Origin of the sequence: Caballeronia udeis (assembly GCF_044909315.1) — a bacterium.
In the GTDB taxonomy this organism is placed as follows: domain Bacteria; phylum Pseudomonadota; class Gammaproteobacteria; order Burkholderiales; family Burkholderiaceae; genus Caballeronia; species Caballeronia udeis_A.
Genome location: NZ_JBIYEB010000020.1, coordinates 48,799 through 73,584 on the forward strand (window position 1 = coordinate 48,799; position 24,786 = coordinate 73,584).

General features: G+C 61.3%; 23 protein-coding genes. 15 read left to right on the forward strand and 8 right to left on the reverse strand.

Annotated elements, in window-relative coordinates:
* Window positions 1-164: 164 nt before the first annotated feature.
* Genes ABH944_RS28070 through ABH944_RS28080 form a run of 3 tightly spaced genes read left to right on the forward strand, consistent with a single transcriptional unit; the run spans window position 165 to window position 4,051 of the window.
* Complete coding sequence (locus tag ABH944_RS28070; RefSeq protein ID WP_404610607.1) at window positions 165-1,574, forward strand: sodium:proton antiporter; 1,410 nt, start codon at window positions 165-167, stop codon at window positions 1,572-1,574.
* A gap of 9 nt (window positions 1,575-1,583) precedes the next feature.
* The gene (locus tag ABH944_RS28075) at window positions 1,584-2,564 is read left to right on the forward strand and encodes a 2-hydroxyacid dehydrogenase (RefSeq protein WP_404610606.1); all 981 of its coding nucleotides are present in this window, start codon (window positions 1,584-1,586) and stop codon (window positions 2,562-2,564) included.
* A gap of 2 nt (window positions 2,565-2,566) precedes the next feature.
* Window positions 2,567-4,051 (forward strand): DNA recombination protein RmuC, encoded by a 1,485-nt coding sequence (locus tag ABH944_RS28080; protein WP_404610650.1) that lies wholly within the window; start codon window positions 2,567-2,569, stop codon window positions 4,049-4,051.
* On the opposite strand, the gene ABH944_RS28085 is transcribed toward ABH944_RS28080, so the two are convergent.
* From ABH944_RS28085 to ABH944_RS28110, 6 genes are all read right to left on the reverse strand, one after another.
* A complete protein-coding gene (locus ABH944_RS28085; protein WP_404610605.1) occupies window positions 4,048-4,542 on the reverse strand; it encodes a GNAT family N-acetyltransferase in 495 nt (164 codons plus the stop codon). The genes ABH944_RS28080 and ABH944_RS28085 overlap by 4 nt on opposite strands.
* Window positions 4,539-4,814 (reverse strand): hypothetical protein, encoded by a 276-nt coding sequence (locus tag ABH944_RS28090; protein WP_031363462.1) that lies wholly within the window; start codon window positions 4,812-4,814, stop codon window positions 4,539-4,541. Before ABH944_RS28090 ends, ABH944_RS28085 begins: the two co-directional genes overlap by 4 nt.
* A 133-nt stretch (window positions 4,815-4,947) precedes the next feature.
* Window positions 4,948-6,282 (reverse strand): molybdopterin molybdotransferase MoeA, encoded by a 1,335-nt coding sequence (moeA, locus tag ABH944_RS28095; RefSeq protein ID WP_404610604.1) that lies wholly within the window; start codon window positions 6,280-6,282, stop codon window positions 4,948-4,950.
* Between the two features lie 160 nt (window positions 6,283-6,442).
* A complete protein-coding gene (gene mobA, locus ABH944_RS28100) occupies window positions 6,443-7,084 on the reverse strand; it encodes a molybdenum cofactor guanylyltransferase MobA (RefSeq protein WP_404610603.1) in 642 nt (213 codons plus the stop codon).
* A 1-nt stretch (window position 7,085) separates the two neighbouring features.
* Window positions 7,086-8,195 carry a GTP 3',8-cyclase MoaA gene (moaA, locus tag ABH944_RS28105; protein WP_404610602.1) on the reverse strand — a complete coding sequence of 370 codons (1,110 nt, stop codon included), beginning with the start codon at window positions 8,193-8,195 and terminating at the stop codon, window positions 7,086-7,088.
* A gap of 183 nt (window positions 8,196-8,378) precedes the next feature.
* Window positions 8,379-11,813: an Rne/Rng family ribonuclease gene (locus ABH944_RS28110; RefSeq protein ID WP_404610601.1), complete on the reverse strand. Its 3,435-nt coding sequence runs from the start codon at window positions 11,811-11,813 to the stop codon at window positions 8,379-8,381.
* 923 nt (window positions 11,814-12,736) lie between these two features.
* Between ABH944_RS28110 and ABH944_RS28115 the strand changes: the two genes are divergently transcribed.
* From ABH944_RS28115 to ABH944_RS28130, 4 genes are read left to right on the forward strand one after another with little or no spacing between them, the layout of a single operon-like run.
* Entirely contained in the window at window positions 12,737-13,741 is a 1,005-nt protein-coding gene (locus tag ABH944_RS28115; protein WP_404610600.1) for an RluA family pseudouridine synthase, read from the forward strand.
* Window positions 13,742-14,401: an HAD-IIIA family hydrolase gene (locus ABH944_RS28120; protein WP_404610599.1), complete on the forward strand. Its 660-nt coding sequence runs from the start codon at window positions 13,742-13,744 to the stop codon at window positions 14,399-14,401. It begins immediately after the preceding gene.
* The gene (locus ABH944_RS28125) at window positions 14,398-14,796 is read left to right on the forward strand and encodes a Rieske (2Fe-2S) protein (protein ID WP_404610598.1); all 399 of its coding nucleotides are present in this window, start codon (window positions 14,398-14,400) and stop codon (window positions 14,794-14,796) included. The genes ABH944_RS28120 and ABH944_RS28125 overlap by 4 nt, the downstream gene beginning before the upstream one ends.
* A 60-nt stretch (window positions 14,797-14,856) precedes the next feature.
* The gene (locus ABH944_RS28130) at window positions 14,857-15,855 is read left to right on the forward strand and encodes a S49 family peptidase (RefSeq protein WP_404610597.1); all 999 of its coding nucleotides are present in this window, start codon (window positions 14,857-14,859) and stop codon (window positions 15,853-15,855) included.
* 88 nt (window positions 15,856-15,943) lie between these two features.
* On the opposite strand, the gene ABH944_RS28135 is transcribed toward ABH944_RS28130, so the two are convergent.
* Complete coding sequence (locus tag ABH944_RS28135) at window positions 15,944-16,663, reverse strand: SAM-dependent methyltransferase (RefSeq protein ID WP_062089357.1); 720 nt, start codon at window positions 16,661-16,663, stop codon at window positions 15,944-15,946.
* Entirely contained in the window at window positions 16,660-17,277 is a 618-nt protein-coding gene (locus ABH944_RS28140) for a Maf-like protein (RefSeq protein WP_404610596.1), read from the reverse strand. The genes ABH944_RS28135 and ABH944_RS28140 overlap by 4 nt, the downstream gene beginning before the upstream one ends.
* 496 nt (window positions 17,278-17,773) lie before the next feature.
* Here ABH944_RS28140 and ABH944_RS28145 point away from each other — a divergent pair, with 496 nt between their 5' ends.
* From ABH944_RS28145 to fabF, 8 genes are all read left to right on the forward strand, one after another.
* Window positions 17,774-18,427 (forward strand): DUF177 domain-containing protein, encoded by a 654-nt coding sequence (locus ABH944_RS28145; protein WP_404610595.1) that lies wholly within the window; start codon window positions 17,774-17,776, stop codon window positions 18,425-18,427.
* A 194-nt stretch (window positions 18,428-18,621) separates the two neighbouring features.
* On the forward strand, window positions 18,622-18,801 hold the full coding sequence (gene rpmF, locus ABH944_RS28150; protein ID WP_047844776.1) for a 50S ribosomal protein L32: 180 nt from the start codon (window positions 18,622-18,624) through the stop codon (window positions 18,799-18,801).
* A gap of 141 nt (window positions 18,802-18,942) precedes the next feature.
* Window positions 18,943-20,118, forward strand: coding sequence for a phosphate acyltransferase PlsX (plsX, locus tag ABH944_RS28155; RefSeq protein WP_404610593.1), 1,176 nt, complete (start codon window positions 18,943-18,945; stop codon window positions 20,116-20,118).
* Entirely contained in the window at window positions 20,118-21,107 is a 990-nt protein-coding gene (locus ABH944_RS28160; protein WP_404610592.1) for a beta-ketoacyl-ACP synthase III, read from the forward strand. Before plsX ends, ABH944_RS28160 begins: the two co-directional genes overlap by 1 nt.
* A 73-nt stretch (window positions 21,108-21,180) precedes the next feature.
* Window positions 21,181-22,113, forward strand: a complete 933-nt coding sequence (gene fabD / locus ABH944_RS28165; RefSeq protein WP_404610590.1) for an ACP S-malonyltransferase — start codon at window positions 21,181-21,183, stop codon at window positions 22,111-22,113.
* A gap of 55 nt (window positions 22,114-22,168) precedes the next feature.
* Window positions 22,169-22,909 carry a 3-oxoacyl-ACP reductase FabG gene (gene fabG, locus ABH944_RS28170; RefSeq protein ID WP_404610589.1) on the forward strand — a complete coding sequence of 247 codons (741 nt, stop codon included), beginning with the start codon at window positions 22,169-22,171 and terminating at the stop codon, window positions 22,907-22,909.
* Window positions 22,910-23,160: 251 nt separating this feature from the next.
* On the forward strand, window positions 23,161-23,400 hold the full coding sequence (acpP, locus tag ABH944_RS28175; protein ID WP_004197638.1) for an acyl carrier protein: 240 nt from the start codon (window positions 23,161-23,163) through the stop codon (window positions 23,398-23,400).
* Window positions 23,401-23,546: 146 nt separating this feature from the next.
* Entirely contained in the window at window positions 23,547-24,785 is a 1,239-nt protein-coding gene (gene fabF, locus ABH944_RS28180; RefSeq protein ID WP_404610588.1) for a beta-ketoacyl-ACP synthase II, read from the forward strand.
* The last annotated feature ends 1 nt before the right edge of the window (window position 24,786 follow it).

Sequence of the window (24,786 nt, forward strand, 5' to 3'; positions counted from 1 at the left end):
GTCAGGGTTATTCGAGCGAGAGCGCTCGTTATAATCAAGTCCTTGATCGACGCACAGGCCAACGAGGACAGCATCATGAATACATCGGCCGCACGCCCAAACTCGAGAGAGCGGGGCTTAAGGCTGCATGCTCCGGCCGCAGCCGCAACCGGCGCAGCTCCCGCATGAGCACATCCGCGACTATGCGACGTTCATGGCAAGGCCTGGCGCTTCTCCTATTGCCGTTGACCGCGTCTGCGGCATCGCTTGATGGCGCCACGCTGTCTCCGCTGTGGGCACTTCCGTTCGCCGGGATCCTGCTGTCCATCGCGATTGTTCCGCTGATTGCGCCGCATGCCTGGCATGCTCACTTCGGCAAGATATCGGCGGCCTGGGCGCTTGTGTTCCTGATCCCTTTTGCACTCGGCTTTGGTACGCAGGCTGCGTTCGCCACCTTCGCGCACGCCATGCTGGAAGAGTATGTGCCGTTCATCATCCTGCTCACGGCGCTGTTCACCGTCGCGGGCGGAATTTGCCTGCATGGCGACTTGCATGGGTCCCCGCGCCTGAATACGGGACTGCTCGCACTCGGCACGGTGCTCGCCAGCATCATGGGGACAACGGGCGCAGCCATGCTGCTGATTCGCCCATTGCTGCGGGCCAATGAACATTGCAGGCACGTTGTGCATCGCGTGGTGTTCTTCATTTTCCTTGTGGCCAATGCCGGCGGTTCGCTCTCGCCGCTTGGGGATCCGCCGCTGTTCCTCGGCTTCCTGAATGGCGTGAGCTTTTTCTGGACCACGGTGCATCTCGCCGCGCCAACGCTCTTTATCTGCGTGGTTTTGCTGGCACTCTTCTACGTCCTCGACCGCTATTACTTCGCCAAGGAAGAGGCGGTGCATCGGAGTGAGGTGAAAACGCCGTTGCGTGTCGAAGGCAAGATCAATTTCGTTTTGCTCGCGGCGGTGGTCGCGCTCGTGCTGATGAGCGGCTTGTGGAAACCGGGCATTGAGTTCGATGTATTCGGTACGCACGTTGGCTTGCAGAATGTCGTGCGCGACGCGCTGCTTGTCGTGGTGACGCTCTTGTCGCTGATCCTCACGCCGAAAAGCGCGCGCGCGGGCAACGCGTTCAACTGGGCGCCTATTGAAGAAGTCGCGAAGTTGTTCGCCGCCATCTTCATTACCATTGCGCCCGTGATCATGATCCTGCGCGCGGGAGCTGACGGCGCATTTGCCGGCATCGTGCACATGGTGACGGATTCAAGCGGCAAGCCTATCGACATTGCGTACTTCTGGGCGACGGGACTGCTGTCGTCGTTCCTCGACAACGCACCGACTTATCTCGTGTTTTTCAACCTTGCCGGCGGCGATGCCCCCACGTTGATGACGACTGGCGCCAGCACGCTCGCCGCCATCTCGGCGGGTGCCGTGTTCATGGGTGCCAACAGCTATATCGGCAACGCGCCCAACTTCATGGTCAAGGCGATTGCCGAATCGCGCGGCATTGTCATGCCCGGATTCTTTGCGTACGTCGGTTGGTCGACAGTCATTTTGCTGCCCTTGTTCGTACTTACTGGATGGTTGTTCTTTTAGGAGAAGTCGATGAAAAAAGTGCTGGTTGCCCGTCCCATCTTCCCGGACGTGATTGAACGCCTCCGGCAGTATTTTGAAGTCGATGCCAATCCGGGCGCACCGCTCGCCGCCGACGAATTCGCGCGCCGCATGGCCGATCGCGACGGTGCGTTGCTGGCCGGCGATCCCGTCACGGCGAAGGTACTTGAAGGTGCGCCGAATCTGAAGGTGGTGTCGAACATGGCGGTTGGCTACAACAACTTCGACATGCAGGCGTTGAACGCGCACGGCGTGCTCGGCACCAACACGCCGGACGTATTGAACGAAAGTACGGCGGACTTCGGCTGGGCGCTGATGATGGCGGCCGCACGCCGAATTGCTGAATCCGAACACTTCCTGCGCGCGGGCAAATGGGGTACATGGTCCTACGACGCGTTCCTCGGTACCGACGTGTACGGTGCCACGCTCGGCGTGCTTGGCATGGGGCGCATCGGTCAGGCGCTTGCCCGGCGTGCGCGCGGATTCAACATGCGCGTGATCTATCACAACCGTTCGCGCGTTGCGCCCGAGATCGAGGCGGAACTGAATGCCGAGTATGTGTCGAAGGCGGACTTGCTCAAGCGTGCAGACCACCTCGTGCTGGTGCTTCCGTATACCGCCGAGAATCGCCACACCATCGGCGCGGCTGAACTGGCAAGCATGCAACCTACGGCTACGCTGACCAACATCGCACGAGGTGGAATTGTCGACGACGCGGCATTGATCCAGGCCTTGCGCAACAAGACCATTGCAGCGGCGGGGCTTGATGTGTTCGAAGGCGAGCCGAATTTCAATCGCGACTTTCTCACCGTGCCGAACGTGGTGCTGACGCCGCATATTGCGAGCGCGACCGAATCCACGCGCCGTGCCATGGCCAATCTCGCAGCCGACAACCTGATCGCCGCGCTGGGCGAAGGTCCGCGCGCAGGCAATCCGCCGAACCCGATCAATCCGGAAGTCCTGAAGAAATGACTATGTTGTTGCTGTTGAGCGTGGGTGTCGCTGTCCTCGCGATCGCGCTGGTGATCGCGTTGATACTGTTGTTGCGGCCGAAGCGCGAGACAGATGTCGAGGAGCAGTTCGAGGCGCTGGCCGATCGGATCATCGACATGGGCGAAGCGCACGCGCGGGCCCAGGAGCGGCTCGAACGCAACGTGCGTGGCGAAGTGACAGAAACCTCGCGCGCATCGCGTACCGAGGCGGGCACTGCGTTCGCTCAGTTCCAGCAGACACTCGCGACGCAACTCGCGAGCATGGCGAATGTCCAGAACACACAGCTTGAAGCGTTCTCCCGCCAACTGGTCACGTTGACGGAAAGTAACGTGCAGCAGAGCCAGCACGCACGCGACGAACAAAGCCAGGCGTTGAAGCGTTTCGGCGATGCACTCACGCTGCAGCTCGCGCAGATGTCAGAGTCGAATGACCGCCGTCTGAGCGAAGTACGCGCAACGCTCGAAGCGCGGCTGAAGGATATCGAAGCGAACAACGCGGCGAAGCTCGAAGAAATGCGCCGTACCGTCGATGAAAAGCTGCACGCGACGCTGGAGCAACGGCTTGGCGAATCATTCAAGCTGGTTTCGGACAGGCTGGAGCAGGTGCATCGCGGATTGGGCGAGATGCAGACCCTGGCGGCGGGCGTGGGGGACTTGAAGAAGGTGCTGACCAACGTCAAGACGCGTGGGACGTGGGGCGAAGTTCAGCTTGAATCGCTGCTGGAGCAGTTGCTCACGCCTGAGCAGTACGCGAAGAACGTCGCCACCATCCCGAAGAGCAACGACCGCGTGGAGTTTGCGATCAAGCTGCCCGGCCGTCACGACGCGCCCGGCCAGAGCGGGGCGAATGCGGTGGCTACGCCGGTATGGCTGCCTATCGACGCCAAGTTTCCGCGCGAGGACTACGAGCGGTTGATCGATGCACAGGATCGTGCTGACGTTGTCGCGGTCGAGGAAGCGTCACGGGCGCTGGAGGGCCGCATTCGTGCGGAGGCGAAGGCTATCGCACAGAAGTACGTTGCGCCTCCGCATACCACGGACTTCGCGCTGTTGTTCCTGCCCACAGAAGGCCTGTACGCGGAAATCCTGCGTCGTCCGGGGCTAACGGATTTCCTGCAGCGGGAATACCGGGTGAGCGTGACGGGTCCGACCACGTTGACGGCGCTGCTGAACAGCCTGCAGATGGGGTTCAGGACCTTGGCCATCGAGCAGCGCTCCAGTGAAGTCTGGCAAGTGCTCGGCGCGGTGAAAACGGAGTTCAGGAAGTTTGGCGAGGTGCTGTCGAAGACGCGGTCGCAGCTTGAAGCTGTGACGCGTTCCATTGAATCGGCGGAAACGCGTACGCGCCAGATGAGCAAGAAACTGCGCGCCGTGGAGGCGTTACCGGGCGAGCAGGTGGCCAACCTGCTCGGGGACGAACGCGAAGAACCTGCAGAACGCGACGAGCCCGGCGCAGATTTGCCTTAGTCTGCAGCAGCAGGCGAGGCCAGCGTAGCCAGTGCGTCGCCGGTAATGCGCACGATGCGCCAGTCGGGCAACACGGTTGCCCCCATCTTCTCGTAGAAGCCGATGGCATTCTGATTCCAGTCGAGCACGGTCCACTCGAAGCGGCCGCACTGGCGTTCCACCGCCAGCGCTGCAAGCGCACGCAGCATCTTCGTACCGAGTCCGCTGCCGCGAGTGGCCGGCTTCACGTACAGGTCTTCGAGAAACAAGCCGCGCTTGCCGAGGAAGGTCGAGTAATTCTGGAAGAACAGCGCATAGCCCACTATGTGCCCATCCTCTTCGGCCACCAGGGCCTCGGCGGACGGCCGCGCACCGAACAGCGCGTCATGCACGCCGGCTTCGGTGGCTATGAACATGTGCATGAGCTTTTCAAACTCGGCCAGCTCAATCATCAAGGCAAAGATAGCGCCGGCATCGGCGGGTGCTGCGGGTCGGATTTGCGTGCTCATCATGCCTCTTCCGGTGCGTCGGACAAGACGATCTCAATGCCGCCGAACCGCGACGCCACCCAGTTGTATGCGTGGCATGCAATCCACAGCAAGATGAAGCCGAGGATTGCGTTGAGCAGCAGCGCGCTTGTCACGGTGCTCAGTTCGACCGAGCCGTATCGGAAGAAAGCGACTAGTACGCCCAGCAGCACAATGGGCACGCTGAAGGTGAGGTACACGAGAATCAGCGCTTTGGCGGTTTGTCCCGGCGCGATGAACGAAATCTGTTTTTTCATGAAGGAAAAGCCCCGTCAGTCATAGTGCAATGCATTCGAACCATCCGTTTCAGCCGCTCACATGATGTCGGCGCGACGGTTCAGGTTCTTGAGGTTCAGGTTCTTGAAGCAGGTTGTCGAAGAGCCTTTGAAACTAGATCAGGCCGTCGAATGGCAGGATATCCACGCTGTCTCCCGCATCGATATTTCCTGCGTCGTGCTTCAGGACAATGAAGCAATTAGCTTCGCTCATTGAACTCAGCACCCCCGAGCCTTGCGGCCCGGTTGTCACCACATGCCAGTGCCCCGCGGTATCGCGGTGTGCAATGCCGCGTTGAAACTCCGTGCGCCCGGCGCGTTTGCCGATTGGCTGCGTACTTCTCGCCGATATCAACGGCAGCGCATGCGGCGTCGCACCCGACATGGCGAGCAGCGCCTCGCGCACGATGAAATAAAACGTCGCCATCACGGCGACCGGATTGCCCGGCAAGCCAAAGAACAAGGCCGACTCGCCTTCCCCCGGACGCTTGCCCGACCACAGGCGGCCAAACGCGAGCGGCCTGCCGGGACGCATCGCGATCTTCCAGAACGCCACGTCGCCGAGCGCGTTCATCAGGTCACGCGTGAAATCAGCGTCGCCTACCGACACACCGCCCGAACTGATCACCACATCGGCATCTTGCGTAGCCTGTCGCAACGCTCGTTCAAGCGATGCGCGATCGTCGCGCACAATGCCCAGATCCACCGGTTCCACGTTCATCCGGCGCAGCATCGCGAAAAGGGTATAGCGGTTGCTATCGTAGATGCAACCCGGCGCGAGTGCTTCGCCAACCGAACGCAATTCGTCGCCTGTTGAAAAAAACGCAACCCGCAAGTGCCGTTGCACCGCCACCTGGTCAATGCCCAGCGACGCCAGCAAGCCAAGATCCGACGCCCGCACGATACGGCCCTTGCTTAACGCTGCCTGGCCCTGCGCAAGGTCTTCGCCCGCCAACCGCCGGTTCGCGCCACGCACAATGTTCGCGGCGATGAACGTGACGGTGTCTCCGGTGCGCTGCACGAGTTCCTGCGGCACGACGGTGTCGCACCCCGGCGGAATGAGCGCGCCGGTCATGATGCGCACGCATTGCGCGGCGAGCGGACGGCCTTCGAACGGCTGTCCGGCGAGCGCGGTACCCACAAGCGTCAAGCGCAGCGGCGCATCGTCTGGTGGGCTCGCTCCATCGGCTCCATTCGCACCATTCGACAATACCGCGCCGTCGAACGCATAACCGTCCATCGCGGAGTTGTCGTGAGAGGGGACGTTGATGGGCGAAATGACATCTTCAGCCAGCACGCGGTCAAGCGCGTCGAACAGACGCACGCGTTCCACCTCGGCGCGACCGCGCGGCAACGCCCACTGGCGCACGATCTCCTGTGCCGCGCTGACAGGCAGCGCGTTCGGATCGTACTCGGCGACGCAGCTCGAAAAATGCCTGGGTGTGTTCATTGATGGGTGGATCGGAGCGGAGTCGCGACGCAAAGTCCGCGGGCGGACCGGTGAAAAAGGCAGGCGTGTCCAGGATGCTGGCGCAACTGCTGCATAGCGCGGGGCTGACCAAGCCGAGGGCTCACCGCAAACCTGAGCATGGAACGAAACGAACCTGTGTTCAGTTGCGTTCGAGATCGGCTAGCTGCTGCAAATCGTTGACATTGTAAAACGCACGCTCGTTGGCGAAGGTCACTTCTACCGCCTTGTGGCGCGCGTACCACGCGCGTACCTTACGCTCGCCGGCGCGGATGAATGTGTCGAGATCGTCCGCCAGCGAGGTGCGCAGCAACGCGAAAACCGGATGCACGTGGCGCTCGCCGGCGGCATTGACCACTGCGGCCGTGGCGATGTCCGCGTGTCCTGCGCTCAAGCCATCGAATAGCCGTTCTGCCAGGTGAGGATCGACGAACGGCGCGTCGCAGGGCACGAACAGCACGAATTCAGTTTGCGCCGCGCGCAACGCAGCCGATATTCCGGCAAGCGGGCCTGGAAAATCGGGAAACGCGTCGACAATGACCTTTGCCTGGAACGGCATGCCAAGTTGCGCATAGATCTCGAGGCTGCGATTCGCGCTGATCAGCATTGCGCCGCATTGCGGCTTGAGCGCCCGCAGCGCATGGAGCGCAAGCGGTTCGAGGTTGAGCGGCTGCAGGCCTTTATCGACACCGCCCATGCGCGATCCGCGCCCCCCCGCCAGCACAGCGCCGGTAATGTCGGGCTTCGGAAAACGACTGCCACCCGGGCGAGTCACCTCGGCCATGTCAGCCACCGATATAGGACATTTCGACGCGCGGCGCGTCCGGGTCAGTGGGGGGCAACGCGTTGCTGCCGCGAAGTTGCGAGTAGCGGTCGGTGCGCGCTTCCCAGATCCCGGCAATAGCCGTAGCTATCGTGGCGTCGCTCGCACCGCTGCGGATGAGCGCGCGCAAGTCGTGGCCCGACGTGGCGAACAGGCACAAGTACAACTTGCCTTCGGTAGACAGGCGGGCGCGGGTGCAGGAGCTGCAGAATGCGCGCGTCACGCTTGAAATGACACCGATCTCGCCGCTGCCATCCTCATAACCCCAGCGCTGTGCGGTCTCGGCGTCGTTGTGGGCTTCCAGCGGCCGCAGCGGAAAATGCTCGGCAATGCGGACGACCACGTCCGCCGACGGCAGCACTTCGCTCATGTTCCAGCCGTTCGACGCACCCACGTCCATATATTCGATAAAGCGCAGCACCGCGCCGCTGCCTTTGAAATGGCGCGCCATTGGCACGATTTCGGCGTCGTTCGTGCCGCGCTTGACCACCATGTTGACTTTCAACGGCGTCAGGCCGGCGGCGTGCGCGGCCTCGATGCCTTCGAGCACGTCGGCCACGGCGAAATCGGCGTCGTTCATGCGGCGAAATAACGCATCGTCGAGTGCATCCAGACTCACCGTCACCCGCGACAACCCCGCGTCTTTCAGCGAGCGCGCCTTGCGGGCGAGGATCGACCCGTTGGTGGTGAGCGTGATGTCGAGCGGGCGGCCTTCCGGCGTGCGCAGCAGCGCCAGCCGCTCGATCAGGAATTCGATGTTCTTGCGCAGCAGCGGTTCGCCGCCGGTCAGGCGGATTTTCTCAACGCCGTGTTCGACGAACAACCGCGCCAGCCGCTCGATTTCTTCGAACGACAGCAGGGCGCTGTGAGGCAGGAATGCGTAGTTTTTATCGAAGACTTCGCGCGGCATGCAGTACACGCAGCGGAAATTGCAACGATCGGTCACCGATATGCGCAGATCGCGCAGCTCACGCGACAGCCGGTCCGTGAGCAGTCCGTGCGGTGTCCTTGCGATGCCGGCAAAATCCGGGATCGCGGTGACATTGGTGACGGGAATGATGCGCCGGGACATGATCGTTTTATTTCTCGCGCAGCGGCGGTGGGGCGGCTGCTATGAAGGTCTAACAACTCATTTTAGCGGAAGGGCGGATTTAAGGCGGCCTGCTGCCCTGTTTTCGCGGTCATTTCTCCACGGCGCAATAAAAAAGCGCCACGGACCGGAGTCACGTGGCGCTTTCCGAAACATCAGACGCGTTTAATGCGCGTCCTTACCCGTTTCGACTTGCTGCATCGGCGCGGTGTCAAGCGGCGGCAGGCGCTTGCGTTCGCGTACGACACGCTTCGGTGCTTCCGCCTGCGCGGCAGCTTCGCGGGCTGCGCGCAGCTTGTCGGCGTCGGTGTTCACCCAAACGAGGCCCGCCGTATCCAGCATCGGCTTGAGCACTTCTTCCTTCAGGGTGACCACGGCGAGCGGGGCAACCGGAACTGCCGGAGCCACTGGGACGGCCGGAGCAACCGCTACGGGAGCGGCTGCAGCGGGAGCCACGGTTTCCACCGGTTCAAACGTCTTCACCGGCTCGGGTTCGACCGGCGCAACTACCTCTGCCACGACAGGCGCGGGTGATGCGATCGACGCTACCGTCTCCGGTGCCGGCGTCGCGGCGACCGGCGCCGTTTCCACCGGTTCAGCGACTTGAACTTCCGGCTGAACGTGAGCAATGACGGGCTCGGGTTCTGCTGCCTTCGGGGTATCGGCGAAAGGACTTTCGACCTTTTCTTCCGCTACCTTCGGCGTCGGTCCGAACGGGTTTTCGATCGGCCGTGAAACTGGCTTTTCGAAGATATCCGTTGCAGGCGCTTCAGCTTCAGCAACCGTCGCGCTGGTTTCCTGAGCGGCATGAACTTCCTGCGCTGCATGCGACACGACAAAACCTTCAGCCTCGGCGTGTCTCGCTTCCACCGGTGCTGCTTCCACCGGTGCCACTTGCGCGACACGAACCGGCTCGGGCAACTCCGTCACGCTGATCGCGGCGGCTGAAACCGGCTCGACCGTGACTGCGTGCGCGGGGGCGTACTCGGGTGCCGGCGCTGCCGGCGCCGTTTCAAGCGGCTTGGCTGCAACGGGTGCGAAATCACGGCTGTCATCGGTTTCATTCGACGAATCCGTGTCGAACACACCGGCTTGAGCCCGTTCGCTGTCAGCACTGCTTTCGTTTTCAGCGGTATCGGCGGCCTGATTGGCCGTCACGCCTTCTTCTTCACGATCACGGCGTCCGCCACGACGACCGCGACGGCGACGACGACGCTCTTCGCCTTCACGCGCTGCGCTGGCCTGATCGGCCTGCAAGGCTTCAGCACTGCCGTTCTGCTGCGATTCCGCGCCTGACAGGGTGTTTTCCGTGAACTCCGACACCACCGTTTCGCCTTGCGTCAACGCTTCGACGGCGGCTTCCGGCTGTGGCTTGCGGCGTTCGCCCCGTTCCGGACGTTCCCCACGTTCACGGCGTTCACCGCGATCGGCGGCTTCAGCACGTTCCGGCGCGCGTTCACCCCGGTTCTCACGCGGTTCGCGTGGCTCGCGCACTTCACGCGGCTCGCGTGGTTCACGGCCTTCGCGTGCCTCACGTGGTTCGCGGCCTTCGCGTGCTTCACGCGGCTCGCGGCCTTCACGACCACCACGCGGTTCACGCGGCTCGCGGGTTTCACGTGCTTCGCGCGGTTCACGCGTTTCCTTCGGTTCCCGTTCCTCGCGGCGCGGGTTTTGACGACCACCTGCCGTGCCCGGTGCGCTTGGCGTAGCGCCGTTAGCGGCAGCAGCGCTATCGCGCGAAGCCGCACCACCACGACGATTCCGGTTCCGGTCACCACCTTGGCCCGAACGCTCCGGCCGTTCGCCACGTGCCGGACGTACCGGTGCGGGCGCTGCGACCGGCGCGGGAGCCGGCTTCACTTCGGGTTGCACGCCAAACAGATTCTTCAGCCAGCCGATAAACCCACCCGTCGACGCCGCCACCACCGGCGCAGGCGCTGCAACCGGAGCGGCCACCTTCACCGGCGCGCTAGGCGCAGGCGATGTCGGCGTGATGCCCTTGACCATCGCTTCCTGCTTCGGCTTGATTTCTTCGGTGCGCTTGCTGTAACCCGTTTCGGATTCCAGCTCGTGCGCCGCTTCCTCGGCCATCTTCCAGGATGCACGCGGCTCATCCAGACGCGTGTCGTCGTGACGCAGGCGTTCCAGCTTGTAATGCGGCGTTTCGAGATGCTTGTTCGGGATCAACACGACGTTGACCTTGAAACGCGACTCGATCTTGTTGATTTCCGAACGCTTTTCGTTCAGCAGGAAGGCGGTGACTTCCACCGGCACCTGGCAATGAATTGCCGCGGTGTTTTCCTTCATCGCTTCTTCCTGAATGATCCGCAGCACTTGGAGCGCGGACGATTCGGTATCGCGAATGTGGCCTGTGCCGTTACAACGCGGGCACGTCACATGGCTGCCTTCGGAGAGGGCCGGACGCAGCCGCTGACGCGACAGTTCCATCAAACCGAAGCGCGAAATCTTGCCCATTTGTACGCGCGCACGGTCGTGCTTGAGCGCGTCTTTCAGGCGCTGCTCGACTTCGCGCTGGCTCTTGGCCGACTCCATGTCGATGAAGTCGATCACGATCAAACCGCCCAGGTCGCGCAGGCGCAACTGGCGCGCGACTTCGTCGGCGGCTTCGAGATTCGTGCGGGTCGCCGTTTCCTCGATATCCGCGCCCTTGGTCGAGCGGGCCGAGTTCACGTCGATAGCCACCAGCGCTTCCGTGTGGTCGATCACGATCGCGCCGCCCGAGGGCAACGGCACCGTGCGCGAATACGCGGTTTCAATCTGGTGTTCGATCTGGAAACGGGAGAAGAGGGGAACGTCGTCGTGATAGCGCTTAACTTTGCTCAAGTTATCCGGCATCACGATGTCCATGAAGGCGCTGGCCTGGTCATGGATTTCGGTGGTATCGATGAGAATTTCGCCGATATCCGGCTGGAAGTAATCGCGGATTGCGCGGATCACCAGGCTGGATTCGAGATAAATCAGCATCGGCTTGCCCGCCACGCCGCTTTGCGATGCCGCTTCCACCGCGCGCCACAATTGCATCAGGTAATTCAGGTCCCACTGCAGTTCTTCAGCCGAGCGGCCAATCCCTGCCGTACGCGCGATGATGCTCATGCCTTCCGGCAAATCGAGCTGGGCCATCGTTTCGCGCAATTCCTGGCGCTCGTCGCCTTCGATCCGGCGCGATACACCACCGCCACGCGGGTTGTTCGGCATCAGGACGAGGTAACGTCCGGCGAGCGAGATAAACGTGGTCAGGGCTGCGCCCTTGTTGCCGCGCTCTTCCTTTTCGACCTGAACGATCAGTTCCTGGCCTTCGCGCAGCGCGTCCTGGATGCGCGCGGAGCGCATGTCGACGCCGTCCTTGAAATACTGGCGCGCGACTTCCTTGAACGGCAGAAAACCGTGGCGATCCTCGCCGTAGTTCACGAAGCAGGCTTCGAGCGAGGGCTCGATGCGGGTAACAACTCCCTTGTAGATATTGCCTTTGCGCTGTTCGCGCCCGGCGGTTTCGATGTCGATATCGATGAGTTTTTGCCCATCGACGATGGCGACGCGCAATTCTTCTTGCTGCGTCGCGTTAAACAGCATGCGTTTCATTGGACGGCTCCAGAGCGGCTCTACCGGCCCCCATCGAGCGAATTCGCGCGGTTGTCAGTCGCGTGAAGCAGGAGGGCGGGCGCGCCGCGCTTTTTTGTGTGTGTTGTCACAAAGCACGCTTGCGCAGGAGTTCTGGCGGGGAGAATTGCCTGGGACGGGTCTGACCACCGGCCAGCGACGAAACGCGTCGCGACGGGCAGCAAGCCTTGGGGCACATGCGAACAGACTTCGACACACCGTAAAGCAACGGCTGGCGGCTTAAGCGACACAGCACTGCGGCTCGACGTCCTTCAACTGCTTGAAGAGCCGGCAGCGCAGCCAGCAGCAGCCGGATGCGCCCTGACACAGTGTCAAACGGGTGGAGGGTCTTCGCGCATAACCCGCGCGTCAAGCAAACCGACCGACGTTTTCCAAACCTGCAGCAGGTTGCCGTTGCGGTTTGCCGGGTGCTCAAAGCGCCCGATAACCGCGTTGGGTGTCTCGTCTTGTTGCGTCCTCTGCCACGCTTCGCCCGTTTCAGCGCAGCTTGCAGCAAAGGCCGTTTTCTTCGCAACGGCCAAGCGACGAAGTTCCGTTCACCCTAACCTGATACCCGCTCGATATCCTTTCGATACCTGCCTGATACCCGGGTCACATCCGGAAGAAGCCGGGTTTAAGTCCGGACCTCATCGTCTCTCGCCGATAAAATTCTTGATCGCCAAAAATCCGTTACCGTGTCGACGATCGACTCGACCGAACGCGCCTGTGGGCACCGTCCCTGCCGTGCGATATCGTCGTGCGTGCAACTTGTTACTCCGTTTTCCGGGTGAGCAACTGGCCCTGGGCGCAAGTAAAATAACGGTTTATCGCTTGCACCTGTACAGTCTGACAACATCCGGCCAGCTTAGTGGCTTTTTCCAGACTGTCCGCAAATTATATTCAGAATGAATGAGTTAGGCAAAACATCCCATAAAAAGGTCGCAAGCGAACAGGTCTCCATGATCGAGATCGACGAAAATGCGGCAGGTCAGCGTATCGACAATTTTTTACTTCGCGTCTGTAAAGGCGTACCGAAAAGTCATATTTACCGGATTTTGCGTAGCGGTGAAGTGCGCGTAAACAAGGGCCGTATCGACGCCGCTTACAGGCTGGAAATGGGCGATCTCGTTCGCGTCCCGCCTATTCGTATTGCGCAACTGGACGAAACGCCGGTTTCATCAAATGCGCCCGCAGCCGAATTCCCCATACTATTTGAAGACGATCATCTGATCGTGATCGATAAACCCGCGGGCGTCGCCGTTCATGGCGGCAGTGGTGTGGCGTTCGGCGTCATCGAACAATTGCGCAACGCGCGCCCGCAGGCGAAATTCCTCGAATTGGTGCATCGGCTGGATCGCGAGACGTCAGGCGTGCTGATGCTCGCGAAAAAACGCTCGGCGCTGATCAACGTGCATGAGCAGATGCGCGAGAACCTTATCGATAAACGCTACCAGGCCGTCGGTTACGGCGACTGGCTGGCGGGTTGGGGGCGCAGGCGGATCGTGAAGGAGCCGCTGCACAAGTATCTGACGCCCGAGGGCGAGCGCCGCGTGCGGGTGCAGGACGACGGCCTCGCGTCGCATACTGTGTTCAACCTGATCGAGCGTTTCAGTGAATACGCGTGGGTCGAGGCGGAACTGAAGACGGGGCGTACGCATCAGATTCGTGTGCACATGGCGCATATCGGCCTGCCGATCGCCGGTGACACGAAATACGGCGACTTTGCGTTAAACAAGAATCTGGTGCGCACTGACGCCAACCCGTCGCTCAAACGTATGTTCCTGCACGCTTTCCGGCTGAAACTCGTGCATCCGGCGACCGGCGAGACGCTTCAGGTCGAAGCGCCACTGCCGGCCGAATGCCGGCGCTTCATCGAACAACTCAAACAAAATTCTAGAGAGACCCAATAAATGGCCCGTCAGCAATTCGACCTGATTGTCTTCGACTGGGACGGCACCTTGATGGATTCCACGGCACACATTACGCGCAGCATTCAGGCGGCGTGCCGCGACCTGAGCTTGCCCGTTCCCGCCGACGAAGCGGCAAGCTACGTGATCGGCCTGGGGCTGCGCGACGCGTTGCAGATTGCCGCGCCCACGCTCGATCCCGTCGATTACCCGAAGCTTGCCGAGCGGTATCGCTTTCATTATTTGATCAAGGGCGAGCAAACCGAGCTCTTCGACGGCGTGCGCGGCATGTTGCAGAACCTGCGCGACGAAGGCTACCTGCTGGCGGTCGCCACAGGCAAAAGCCGCGTGGGCCTGAACCGCGCGCTCGACCAGTCGCGCCTGACAAGTCTCTTCGACGGCACGCGCTGTGCCGACGAAACGTTCTCCAAGCCGCATCCGGCCATGCTGCACGAACTCACGCGCGAACTCGGGCAGGACGTGAGCCGCACCGTGATGATCGGTGACACCACGCACGACCTGCAGATGGCGAAGAATGCCGGCGCGGCGGCGGTCGGCGTGACGTACGGCGCGCATCCGGCGAAGTCGCTGCAAGCGCTGGAGCCGCTGTTCGTGGCCGACAACGTCACGTCGCTGGGAGACTGGCTGCGGGAGCATGCATGACAGGAACGCCGCTTGATAGGCCACTTGAGCCGGTGCGAATCTGCGCGTCGGAAGAGCTGGTCGACGGCGGCGACGGCGTTCGTCACAAAGCTGTCGACAAAGGCGGTGAAGCTACGGTGTTTTTCGTCCGCTACGACGGCAAACCCTTTGGCTATCTCAACCGCTGCGCGCACGTGCCCATGGAGATGGACTGGTCCGAAGGCAAGTTCTTCGAGAGCTCCGGCCTATACTTGATGTGCGCGACTCACGGCGCTATTTACGAGCCGGACACGGGAAAATGCGTTGGTGGTCCATGTCGCGGCGCGCGTTTGCGGCGGGTGGCAGCGGAAGATCGCGATACACCCGAAGGCCGCGCCGTCTTCTGGCTTCCCGACGAAGATCTTCGTCCGGCTTGACCGTTCTCGCGGCTTGAAACATACCCGCTCTTCTTTTTCAATCAGTCAACCAGGCGACGCATGTCCGATCAAATTCCCACCGATTCCGCGGATAAGGCGCGTCCGAAATCCATCGGGGACGCCGGCGACAACTGGGAGCGCGCCGCGCTCGAACGTATCGCGCTCGCGGCCATCAACGAACAGCGCGCCGCGCGCCGCTGGCGGATATTTTTCCGCTTTGTGTTCCTGGCGATCCTGGCGATCGCGGTCTGGAGCGCGTTCGATTTCACAAGCGACAAAGTCGCAAAAACAGCGCGCCATACGGCGCTGGTAGAACTGGAAGGCGAAATTTCCTCGAATGGCGACGCCAGCGCGGACAACGTGAACACGGCGCTCGACAGCGCGTTTGAAGACGACGGCACGGCTGCGGTGATCCTTCGCTGCAACAGCCCGGGCGGCAGTCCGGTGCAGGCGGGCATCATCAACCGCGAGATCACGCGTTTGCGGGCGAAATATCCGTCAAAGCCGTTGTATGTGGTGGTCGGCGACATGTGCGCGTCGGGCGGTTATTACGCCGCGGCGGCCGCCGACAAGATCTACGTCGACAAGGCGAGCATTGTCGGGTCAATTGGCGTGCTGATGGATGGTTTCGGCTTTACGGGCCTGATGGACAAGCTTGGCGTGCAACGCCGGCTGCATACGTCGGGCGCAAACAAGGGCGCGTTCGATCCGTTCTCGCCCGAGACGCCGGCCATGGATGCTCACGCGCAGGAGATGCTTGACCAGATTCACCAGCAATTCATCGATGCCGTCAAACAGGGCCGGGGCAATCGGCTGAAAGACACGCCCGACGTGTTCTCGGGCATGTTCTGGACGGGTCAGAAGAGTGTGGAACTGGGTCTCGCCGATGGTTTTGGCGACGCCGATTACGTCGCGCGCGAGATCGTCAAGCAGCCGGATATTGTCGATTACACGCAGAAAGAGAGCATTGGCGAGCGCGTGGCGCGCAAGTTTGGCGCGGCGGTCGGCAATGCATCAATGCATGCGCTGATGATGGGCGGGAAGATGCAGTTGAAGTGAACTTTGCCGCTTTTATCAGATGATAAACCGCTCGTCCTGGGTATTCAGGCGAGCGGTTTTTTTTGCGCCCTCGGGCTGGCTGAGCGCCTTACGCCCCTAACAACAGGAAAATCGCCGGCCGTTTATGCAACTCCGGCGCGGCTTTCTTTTTCCAGTCCGCCACCGTTCGCGTGACAATCGTCTCGGCCGGTAATGTCAGGTCAACCGCGACGCACACCAGCGTGGACGGCGCGCAGGTCGCGAGCAACGTGTCCAGCAGCGCGCGATTCCTGTACGGCGTCTCGATAAAGATCTGTGTCTGGTTCGCCTTGCGCGACAACGCTTCCAGCTCGCGCAGGCGTTTGCCCCGCTCGGTGGCATCGACGGGAAGATAGCCGTTGAACGCAAAGCTTTGCCCGTTCATGCCCGAGGCCATCAATGCCAGCAAAATCGAACTGGGACCGACGAACGGCACGACTTTCACGCCTCGCTCATGCGCGCGGCGCACGAGCAGGGCGCCCGGATCTGCGACTGCCGGGCATCCCGCTTCCGAGACGAGACCTGCGTCGGTGCCTTCCAGAATCGGTTTGAGCAGCTTCTCGACCTCGCCCGGCGGCGTGTTGACGTTGAGTTCGCGGATCTCGATTTCCTGGATCGGCCGTTCCGTTCCGACCTTCTTCAGGAAGGCGCGCGTGGTTTTAGCGTTCTCGCCAATGTAGTACTGCAGCGCCGCGGCGCGAGCACGCACGGGTTCGGGCAGGACGTCGGCGAGCGCGGCGCTGTCGCCGTCGCCAAGCGTATTCGGGATGAGATACAGGACGCCGCTCATGCTGCCTCCTCCACCAACGGGAACCCGGCCGTGCGTAACATCCGTGACAACGCAATCAGCGGCAAGCCAACCAGCGCGGTGGGATCGTCGGAGTGAATTGCATCGACAAGCGTGATGCCCAAGCCCTCCGATTTCGCGCTACCCGCCACGTCGTAAGGCGTTTCGGCGAGCAAATACGCTTCGATTTCCGCATTTGTCAGCTCGCGAAATTGCACGCGGGTGACAATATCGGCGGATTGGATCGCGTCCGTACGGCTGTCGAAGAGACAAAGCGCGCTGTGGAATTCGACGCTTTTGCCACGCATCGACTGAAGCTGGGCGCGAGCATTGTCATGCGTGCCGGGCTTGCCGATCTGACGGCCGTCGCAGGTCGCGACCTGATCCGAACCGATCACAAGCACACCGGAAGCTTCGGTCACACGGGCCGCGGCCGCACGTGCCTTGGCGATCGACAGCCGGACGGCCGTGGCTTCCGGCGTTTCACCATCGAGCGGCGTTTCGTCTATATCGGGCGTGATCACATCGAAGGGAATGCGCAGGCGTTCGAGCAACTCCCGCCGGTAACGCGAACTCGAGGCAAGGATGAGGCGCGGCATATTTGAGGCGTCGGGCATGAAAAGGATTGGCTATCAACAAATGGGGTGAATGACAGGAATCGGGCCGGGTCCGGACTGAACCGGCGCTGCCGCACACCGGAGCATAAGTGTTTGACTCGAAAAGACAAAGCCGCTATGATTTTGGGCTTTTCATCGGTATGCGGAGACCTTTGTCCTCAAGGGCCTCCCGTCAAGGGCCGGTGAAGAAACCGGTAGGTGCCCGCAACGCAAGCGATGGCTGGAAGTGTACCGAGATGTCGCGCATCAGCGTGTGCAGGCGGATCTGGAGACCAGATGCGGTTGCTTGAGCCAAGGTTGCATGAGCCGGAAAAGTGGCTCGCCGACATAGCGGCTCGGACGGGTGCTTGATTCGAGAAGTGGCCGAACGGAAAGATCGGGATAAACCACACCAGCCGGACGGGTCCGGTGCGGTGCATACTGCGGTTTTACCCCCGGTCGTCCTCCGTGGATTTGCTATCCAGCCGTCACGGCAACGACCACTGCAGGAGCGCACATGACACAGAATCCTGGCAAACCTGCATGTCCCGCCGACTTGCGCGCACTCGACCTGTTCGAATTCGCCCAAAGCCGTCGGCAGGCAGCAGGTGGTGTACGAGTCTCGCAATTGCCGCGTATGCAGAACGAAGTGCCGGCCGACGCCCCGGACCGCGACACGGTGTTTTCGTGGCAGGCCGAGGGCTCCATGCAGCCCGAGTTGCAGGACGACGGCACTGAAGCGCCGCAGCCTTATTTGCGGCTCGCAGTGCACGGATCGGTCTGGATCGAATGCCAGCGTTGTCTTTCGCCGTATTCGCAGCACCTGGATGTCGATGCAACGTATCGCATTGTCGAGACAGAAGAAGAAGCGGACGAGTTTCCGCTAGACAACGATGAAGTGGAAGTGATCGTTGGCTCACGCCAGTTCGATCTCGTCGACTTGATCGAAGAGGAATTGTTGTTGTCCTTGCCGCTCGTGCCGAAGCACGATGTGTGTCCCGAAGTGCACGAGAGCCTGGTAACGGGTCTCGACGGCGCCGAGGGCGAGCTGGACGATGGTGGTCTGAATGGCGATGCAGGCACGCAGCAGGATGGCGGCACAGGCAGACCCAATCCGTTCGCCGCGCTCGGTAAGCTCAAGCAGGGCGGTTCCGACGACAACAAGCATTAAGCAGCATTACGCGGGCAGTGAAGCGCACGTACTATGCATTAAACGCTCGCATTAAAGAGTATTGATGTCCGGCATCAGGCCGGGTGTCGAATCATCAGGCGGCGCGACGCGTCCGGAAAGACTCACTGGCCTCAGGTCAGGGTCTCCGGCGTGTCGAGCTGTGTTAGAATTCGCAAAATTTTTCTGGAGTCATCATGGCAGTTCAGCAAAACAAGAAATCGCCGTCCAAGCGCGGCATGCATCGTTCGCACGATTTCCTCACTGCAGCGCCGCTCGCAGTTGAGCCGAGCACGGGTGAAGTGCATCTGCGTCACCACGTGAGCCCGAACGGCTACTATCGTGGCAAGAAAGTCATCAAGACGAAGAACGACTAAGCGTACGACGCTTGTTGCGTCTGGCGTCACCGTCTTGACTCGTGGTCTGAGTCGCGGTTGCTCGCGCTTGACATCTTCCCGGTACGACAAGAAGGCGGCATTTCACTGCCGCTTTTTTGTGCCTGAAATTCGTCGCACTCCATGACCGTAAAGATCACTATCGACTGCATGGGAGGCGACCACGGCCCGGCCGTGACCGTTCCCGCCGCGGTCAGTTTTGTGCGTTCGCATCCTGATGCGCATCTGTTGCTCGTCGGCATCGAGCCGGCCATCCGCGCGCAACTGAAGAAGTGCAAAGCCACCGGCGAAACCCGGCTGACGGTCGTCCCGGCCACCGAAGTGGTCGAGATGGACGATCCGGTAGAGGTTGCGCTGCGCCGGAAAAAAGATTCGTCCATGCGGGTGGCGCTCAACCTTGTCAAGGACGGCCAGGCACAGACGTGCATCTCGGCAGGCAACACCGGCGCATTGATGGCCGTGTCCCGCTACGTGCTCAAGACGCTGCCGGGCATCGAGCGCCCGGCTATCGCATTCGCGATGCCAAGCCAGAAGGGCTTCACCACCGTGCTTGACCTGGGCGCGAACGTGGACTGCGAGCCGCAACACTTGCTGCAATTCGCCGAAATGGGCCATGCGCTTGTCGCCGCCATCGGGGATAAGGAGCGGCCGACCATCGGTCTGCTCAACATTGGCGAAGAAGTCATCAAGGGCAACGACATCATCAAACGCGCCGGCGAATTACTGCGCGCAAGCACGCTCAATTTCTACGGCAACGTGGAAGGCAACGACATCTATAAAGGCACGACCGACGTGGTCGTGTGCGATGGTTTTGTTGGCAATGTGGCGCTGAAGACCTCGGAAGGTCTGGCGCAGATGCTGACCGACATGATTCGCGAGGAATTCAGCCGGTCACTCCTCACCAAGCTGATGGCAATCGTCGCATTGCCCGTTCTCAAACGCTTCAAACGCCGGGTTGACCCCGCTCAGTACAACGGTGCCGCGCTGCTCGGCTTGCGCGGGCTGGTCATCAAGAGCCACGGATCGGCACAAGCGTACGGGTTTGAGTGGGCTATCAAACGCGGGTATGATGCGGTCAAAAATGGCGTGCTTGAACGCCTCGTGCGCGCCATGGAAGAAAACGCTGCTCCCGTGCAACAAGCAGCGCTCGACGCTTCCGCTGACACTGCTGGCACCGCGGTTCCGAATCAGACCGACCCTGCTGCGGCCGACCCCGTCGCCCCAGGCGATAATACGGTCGCTGACCGCCCGCTCGTGCAGCCGGGCGAACCGGGCGCCGCGCTATCCTCGAAGGCATAATGGCTCAATCGAATCTCTATTCCCGCGTGATCGGAACGGGCAGTTACCTGCCGGCGGACCGCGTCTCGAACCAGGAACTGGCCGAGCGTCTGGCAAAACAAGGTGTTGAAACGAGCGATGAGTGGATCGTCGCCCGCACCGGTATTCATGCACGCCACTTCGCCGCACCCGATCAAACGACCAGCGAACTTGCCTTGCAGGCGTCGCGTCATGCGATCGAGGCTGCGGGCATTGATCCGCAATCGATCGATCTGATCATTGTCGCCACGTCCACGCCTGACTTCGTTTTCCCCAGCACCGCTTGCCTGTTGCAAAACAAGCTCGGCATCAAGAACGGCGGCGCAGCGTTCGACATCCAGGCTGTCTGCTCGGGATTTGCTTACGCGGTCGCAATGGCAGACAGCCTTATCCGCGGCGGCGCCAATCGCACGGCGTTGGTCGTTGGTGCTGAAACCTTCTCGCGCATTCTCGATTTCAACGACCGCACCACCTGCGTGCTGTTCGGCGACGGCGCGGGCGCCGTGATCCTGCAAGCCTCCGATGAACCCGGCGTACTGTCGAGCGCGCTTCACGCCGACGGCAGACACGCGAACATCCTTTGCACGCCGGGCAATGTGAACAAGGGCGTGATCGAAGGCAGCGCGTTCCTGCACATGGATGGTCAGGCCGTGTTCAAGCTGGCGGTGAAGGTGCTGGAGAAAGTGGCTGTCGAGGCGCTCGAGAAAGCGCAACTGACCGCCGGCGACATCGACTGGCTCATTCCGCATCAGGCCAATATCCGCATCATGGAAAGCACCGCGCGCAAGTTGCATTTGCCGCTGGAGCGCATGGTTGTGACCGTTGGCGAGCATGGCAATACGTCGGCAGCATCCATTCCTCTCGCATTCGACGTCGCCGTGCGCGATGGCCGCATCAAGCGCGGCCAGCATGTGCTGATAGAAGGGGTGGGCGGCGGCTTCACGTGGGGCGCGTCGGTTATCCGCTATTAAGCGGGTATTAGCCGATTCAGCTGCGTCATCACGCCACGCCAGTCATTCGACAATTCAATCGAGTAAGAACCTCATGAAATTCGCGTTCGTTTTTCCGGGACAAGGATCCCAGTCGGTCGGCATGCTCAATGCATTTGCCGACCACGCCGTGGTGCGCGAAACCGTGCAGCAGGCCTCCGATGCACTCGGCCAGGATCTGGGCAAGCTGATCGCTGAAGGTCCGGTTGAAGAGCTGGGTCTGACCGCGAACACGCAACCCGTGATGCTGACGGCTGCCTATGCGATTTATCGTATGTGGGAACAGGAAACCGGGCTGAAACCGGCGATTGTCGCGGGTCATAGCTTGGGCGAATACACGGCGCTGGTCGTTGCTGGGGCGTTGCCGTTTTCGGCTGCCGTGCCGCTTGTGCGCTTTCGCGCGCAGGCCATGCAGAGCGCCGTGCCCGTGGGCGAGGGTGGAATGGCCGCCATCCTCGGTCTCGATGACGACGCCGTGCGGGCCGTCTGCGCCGAAGCATCGGCGGTGGGGATTGTGGAAGCGGTGAACTTCAATGCGCCGTCCCAAGTGGTGATCGCCGGTGCGAAAGCGGGCGTTGAAAAAGCCTGCGAAATCGCCAAGGCCAAGGGCGCGAAACGCGCATTGCCGCTGCCGGTATCCGCGCCGTTCCATTCGTCGTTGCTGAAGCCGGCGTCGGACCAGTTGCGCGAGTACCTGGCTGGCGTGAGTATTAGCGTGCCGCAGATTCCGCTGATCAATAACATCGATGTCGCGAGCGTCGCTGAACCCGCTGCCATCAAGGACGCGCTCGTGCGTCAAGCCGCCGGTCCGGTGCGCTGGGTCGAAACCGTGCAGAAGATCGCGCAGGAAGGAGTCACGCATGTGATCGAATGCGGTCCGGGCAAGGTGTTGAACGGGTTGACGAAGCGCATCGACGGTACGTTGATCGGGGCGTCGATCTTCGATCCGGCTTCGCTCGAAGAAACGCGCAAACTGCTCGCCGGCTGAATTCGTGAGCTACACGGTCAAAGCAGTTGAGCGACAGACAAGGAAAAAACAAAAGATGATTCTGGACAAGCACATAGTGGTCGTGACGGGTGCGTCGCGAGGGATCGGCCGGTCCATCGCGGTCGAACTCGCACGTCAGGGCGCGACCGTGATTGGCACGGCGACCAGCGAAAGCGGCGCGGAGGGCATTACCGAAGCGTTGAAAGAATTTGGCGGACAAAGCCGTGGCGCGGTGCTGAACGTCACCGACGCGGCCGCGAGCGAAGCGTTTATCGACGGCGTGGTCAAGGAGTTCGGCGGCCTCAACGTGCTGGTGAACAACGCCGGGATCACGAAAGACCAGCTGGCGATGCGCATGAAGGACGACGAATTCGACGCCGTCATTGACACCAACCTGCGTGCCGTTTTCCGTCTTTCGCGCGCCGTGCTGCGCCCGATGATGAAAGCGCGCGGCGGCCGGATCATCAACATCACGTCGGTGGTGGCGTCGTCGGGCAACCCGGGACAGGCTAACTACGCGGCCGCGAAGGCCGGCGTGGCGGGCATGACGCGGGCGCTGGCGCGTGAAATCGGCAGCCGTGGGATCACGGTGAACTGCATTGCGCCGGGTTTTATCGATACCGACATGACCAAGGTCCTGCCGGAAGCGCAGCGCGCGGCGCTCACAGCACAGATACCACTCGGCCGACTGGGCAGCCCGGAAGATATCGCGCATGCTGTGGCTTTCCTTGCTTCGCCGCACGCCGGTTATATAACGGGCACGACGCTGCATGTGAACGGCGGCATGTACATGTGACAGGCATTTCGTTAATATCCGCGCCTTGGGGCGCGGGGTGCGCAAAGTGCTGATTTAAAGCGCGGTGCGCAAGGCGCGAGATTTGCTGTCAGAAGTGGTAAGCGGGAAAGGGCGCTGGAACGGGCGTGACGGGCATCAAAGGCATGTCACGCGCTAAACAAAGCTGATTCCGTGCGTGGGTATTTACGGGTACAAACCTGATAAAATGCGCGCACTCGTGTTTTTGAACTACATTTCCCTCGGAGGGCTGCATGGACAATATCGAACAGCGCGTGAAGAAGATCGTCGCCGAACAACTGGGCGTCGCCGAAGCCGAAATCAAGAACGAAGCTTCGTTCGTCAACGATCTGGGCGCTGACTCGCTCGACACTGTCGAACTCGTGATGGCTCTCGAAGACGAATTCGGCATGGAAATCCCTGACGAAGAAGCCGAGAAGATCACGACGGTTCAGCAGGCGATCGACTACGCTCGCGCCAACGTCAAGGCCTAAGGCCCGCGCGCCAAGCTGCTTCTACACTATTCGGGGTTGACGCTCTGTCGCGATTCGAACCGATTTAACAGCCACAGGGCTCACAGGGCAATTTCCTGTGAATCTTGTGGCTTTTGCTTTTTGTCATTTATGGATAAGGGGTTACCGTGAGCCGTCGTCGTGTTGTTGTTACAGGCCTTGGGCTGATTTCGCCTGTCGGCAATACCGTTGCCGACGGCTGGGCCAATCTGGTCGCTGGCAAGTCGGGCATCGCCGAGATCACGAAGTTCGATGCCACGAACTTCTCCACGCGCTTTGCCGGTGAAGTCAAAGGCTTCAATGTCGAAGACTATATGCCGGCCAAGGAAGCGCGCCACATGGATACCTTTATCCATTACGGGATTGCCGCCGGTGTGCAAGCCATGCAGGACAGCGGGCTGGAAATCACCGAGGAAAACTCGGAACGCGTCGGCGTGGTGGTCGGCTCGGGGATCGGCGGCTTGCCGATGATCGAAGTCACGCAAACGGAATTGCTGAATCGCGGCCCGCGCCGGATTTCGCCGTTCTTCGTGCCGGCGTCGATCATCAACATGATCTCCGGCCATCTCTCCATCCGCTTCGGTTTGAAAGGGCCCAACCTCGCCATCGTGACCGCGTGCACGACCGGGCTGCATTGCATCGGCGAAGGCTCGCGATTGATCGAATACGGCGATGCCGACGTGATGATCTGCGGCGGCGCCGAGGCCACCGTGTCGCCTTTGGGTATTGGCGGCTTCGCGGCTGCGCGCGCGTTGTCCCAGCGCAACGATGATCCGGCTACCGCCAGCCGTCCGTGGGACAAGGATCGCGACGGGTTTGTGCTGGGCGAAGGCGCTGGCGTGATGGTGCTCGAAGAGTATGAACATGCGAAAGCGCGTGGCGCGAAGATCTATGCCGAAGTCAGCGGCTACGGCATGAGCGGCGACGCCTATCACATGACCGCCCCGCCGGAAGATGGCGACGGCGCACGCCGCAGCATGCGCAACGCGTTGAAAAACGCGTCGGTGAATGCGGACGAAGTGCACTACCTGAACGCTCACGGCACATCCACGCCGCTGGGTGATTTGGCCGAGACCATCGGCATCAAGAACACCTTCGGCGACCACGCGAAGAAGATCGTGGTCAATTCCACCAAGTCGATGACGGGCCACCTGCTCGGCGGCGCCGGCGGGCTGGAATCGGTCTTCACGGTGCTGGCGCTGCACCACCAGATCTCGCCGCCCACCATCAACATCTTCAACCAGGACCCGGAATGCGACCTGGACTACTGCGCAAACGAAGCGCGGCAAATGAAGATCGACGTGGCGCTGAAGAACTCGTTCGGTTTTGGCGGCACGAACGGCACGCTCGTTTTCAAGCGGCATTGAG

Excerpts from the sequence above, each read along its gene's own strand:
- acpP (WP_004197638.1), top strand. The coding sequence starts at position 23,161 with ATGGACAATATCGAACAGCGCGTGAAGAAGATCGTCGCCGAACAACTG.
- mobA (WP_404610603.1), bottom strand. The coding sequence starts at position 7,084 with ATGGCCGAGGTGACTCGCCCGGGTGGCAGTCGTTTTCCGAAGCCCGAC.
- ABH944_RS28125 (WP_404610598.1), top strand. The coding sequence starts at position 14,398 with ATGACAGGAACGCCGCTTGATAGGCCACTTGAGCCGGTGCGAATCTGC.
- ABH944_RS28090 (WP_031363462.1), bottom strand. The coding sequence starts at position 4,814 with ATGAAAAAACAGATTTCGTTCATCGCGCCGGGACAAACCGCCAAAGCG.
- ABH944_RS28145 (WP_404610595.1), top strand. The coding sequence starts at position 17,774 with ATGACACAGAATCCTGGCAAACCTGCATGTCCCGCCGACTTGCGCGCA.
- ABH944_RS28075 (WP_404610606.1), top strand. The coding sequence starts at position 1,584 with ATGAAAAAAGTGCTGGTTGCCCGTCCCATCTTCCCGGACGTGATTGAA.
- rpmF (WP_047844776.1), top strand. The coding sequence starts at position 18,622 with ATGGCAGTTCAGCAAAACAAGAAATCGCCGTCCAAGCGCGGCATGCAT.
- moeA (WP_404610604.1), bottom strand. The coding sequence starts at position 6,282 with ATGAACACACCCAGGCATTTTTCGAGCTGCGTCGCCGAGTACGATCCG.
- ABH944_RS28160 (WP_404610592.1), top strand. The coding sequence starts at position 20,118 with ATGGCTCAATCGAATCTCTATTCCCGCGTGATCGGAACGGGCAGTTAC.
- ABH944_RS28135 (WP_062089357.1), bottom strand. The coding sequence starts at position 16,663 with ATGAGCGGCGTCCTGTATCTCATCCCGAATACGCTTGGCGACGGCGAC.
- ABH944_RS28140 (WP_404610596.1), bottom strand. The coding sequence starts at position 17,277 with ATGCCCGACGCCTCAAATATGCCGCGCCTCATCCTTGCCTCGAGTTCG.
- ABH944_RS28110 (WP_404610601.1), bottom strand. The coding sequence starts at position 11,813 with ATGAAACGCATGCTGTTTAACGCGACGCAGCAAGAAGAATTGCGCGTC.
- ABH944_RS28070 (WP_404610607.1), top strand. The coding sequence starts at position 165 with ATGAGCACATCCGCGACTATGCGACGTTCATGGCAAGGCCTGGCGCTT.
- fabG (WP_404610589.1), top strand. The coding sequence starts at position 22,169 with ATGATTCTGGACAAGCACATAGTGGTCGTGACGGGTGCGTCGCGAGGG.
- ABH944_RS28130 (WP_404610597.1), top strand. The coding sequence starts at position 14,857 with ATGTCCGATCAAATTCCCACCGATTCCGCGGATAAGGCGCGTCCGAAA.
- ABH944_RS28080 (WP_404610650.1), top strand. The coding sequence starts at position 2,567 with ATGTTGTTGCTGTTGAGCGTGGGTGTCGCTGTCCTCGCGATCGCGCTG.
- ABH944_RS28115 (WP_404610600.1), top strand. The coding sequence starts at position 12,737 with ATGAATGAGTTAGGCAAAACATCCCATAAAAAGGTCGCAAGCGAACAG.
- plsX (WP_404610593.1), top strand. The coding sequence starts at position 18,943 with ATGACCGTAAAGATCACTATCGACTGCATGGGAGGCGACCACGGCCCG.
- ABH944_RS28120 (WP_404610599.1), top strand. The coding sequence starts at position 13,742 with ATGGCCCGTCAGCAATTCGACCTGATTGTCTTCGACTGGGACGGCACC.
- moaA (WP_404610602.1), bottom strand. The coding sequence starts at position 8,195 with ATGTCCCGGCGCATCATTCCCGTCACCAATGTCACCGCGATCCCGGAT.
- ABH944_RS28085 (WP_404610605.1), bottom strand. The coding sequence starts at position 4,542 with ATGATGAGCACGCAAATCCGACCCGCAGCACCCGCCGATGCCGGCGCT.
- fabD (WP_404610590.1), top strand. The coding sequence starts at position 21,181 with ATGAAATTCGCGTTCGTTTTTCCGGGACAAGGATCCCAGTCGGTCGGC.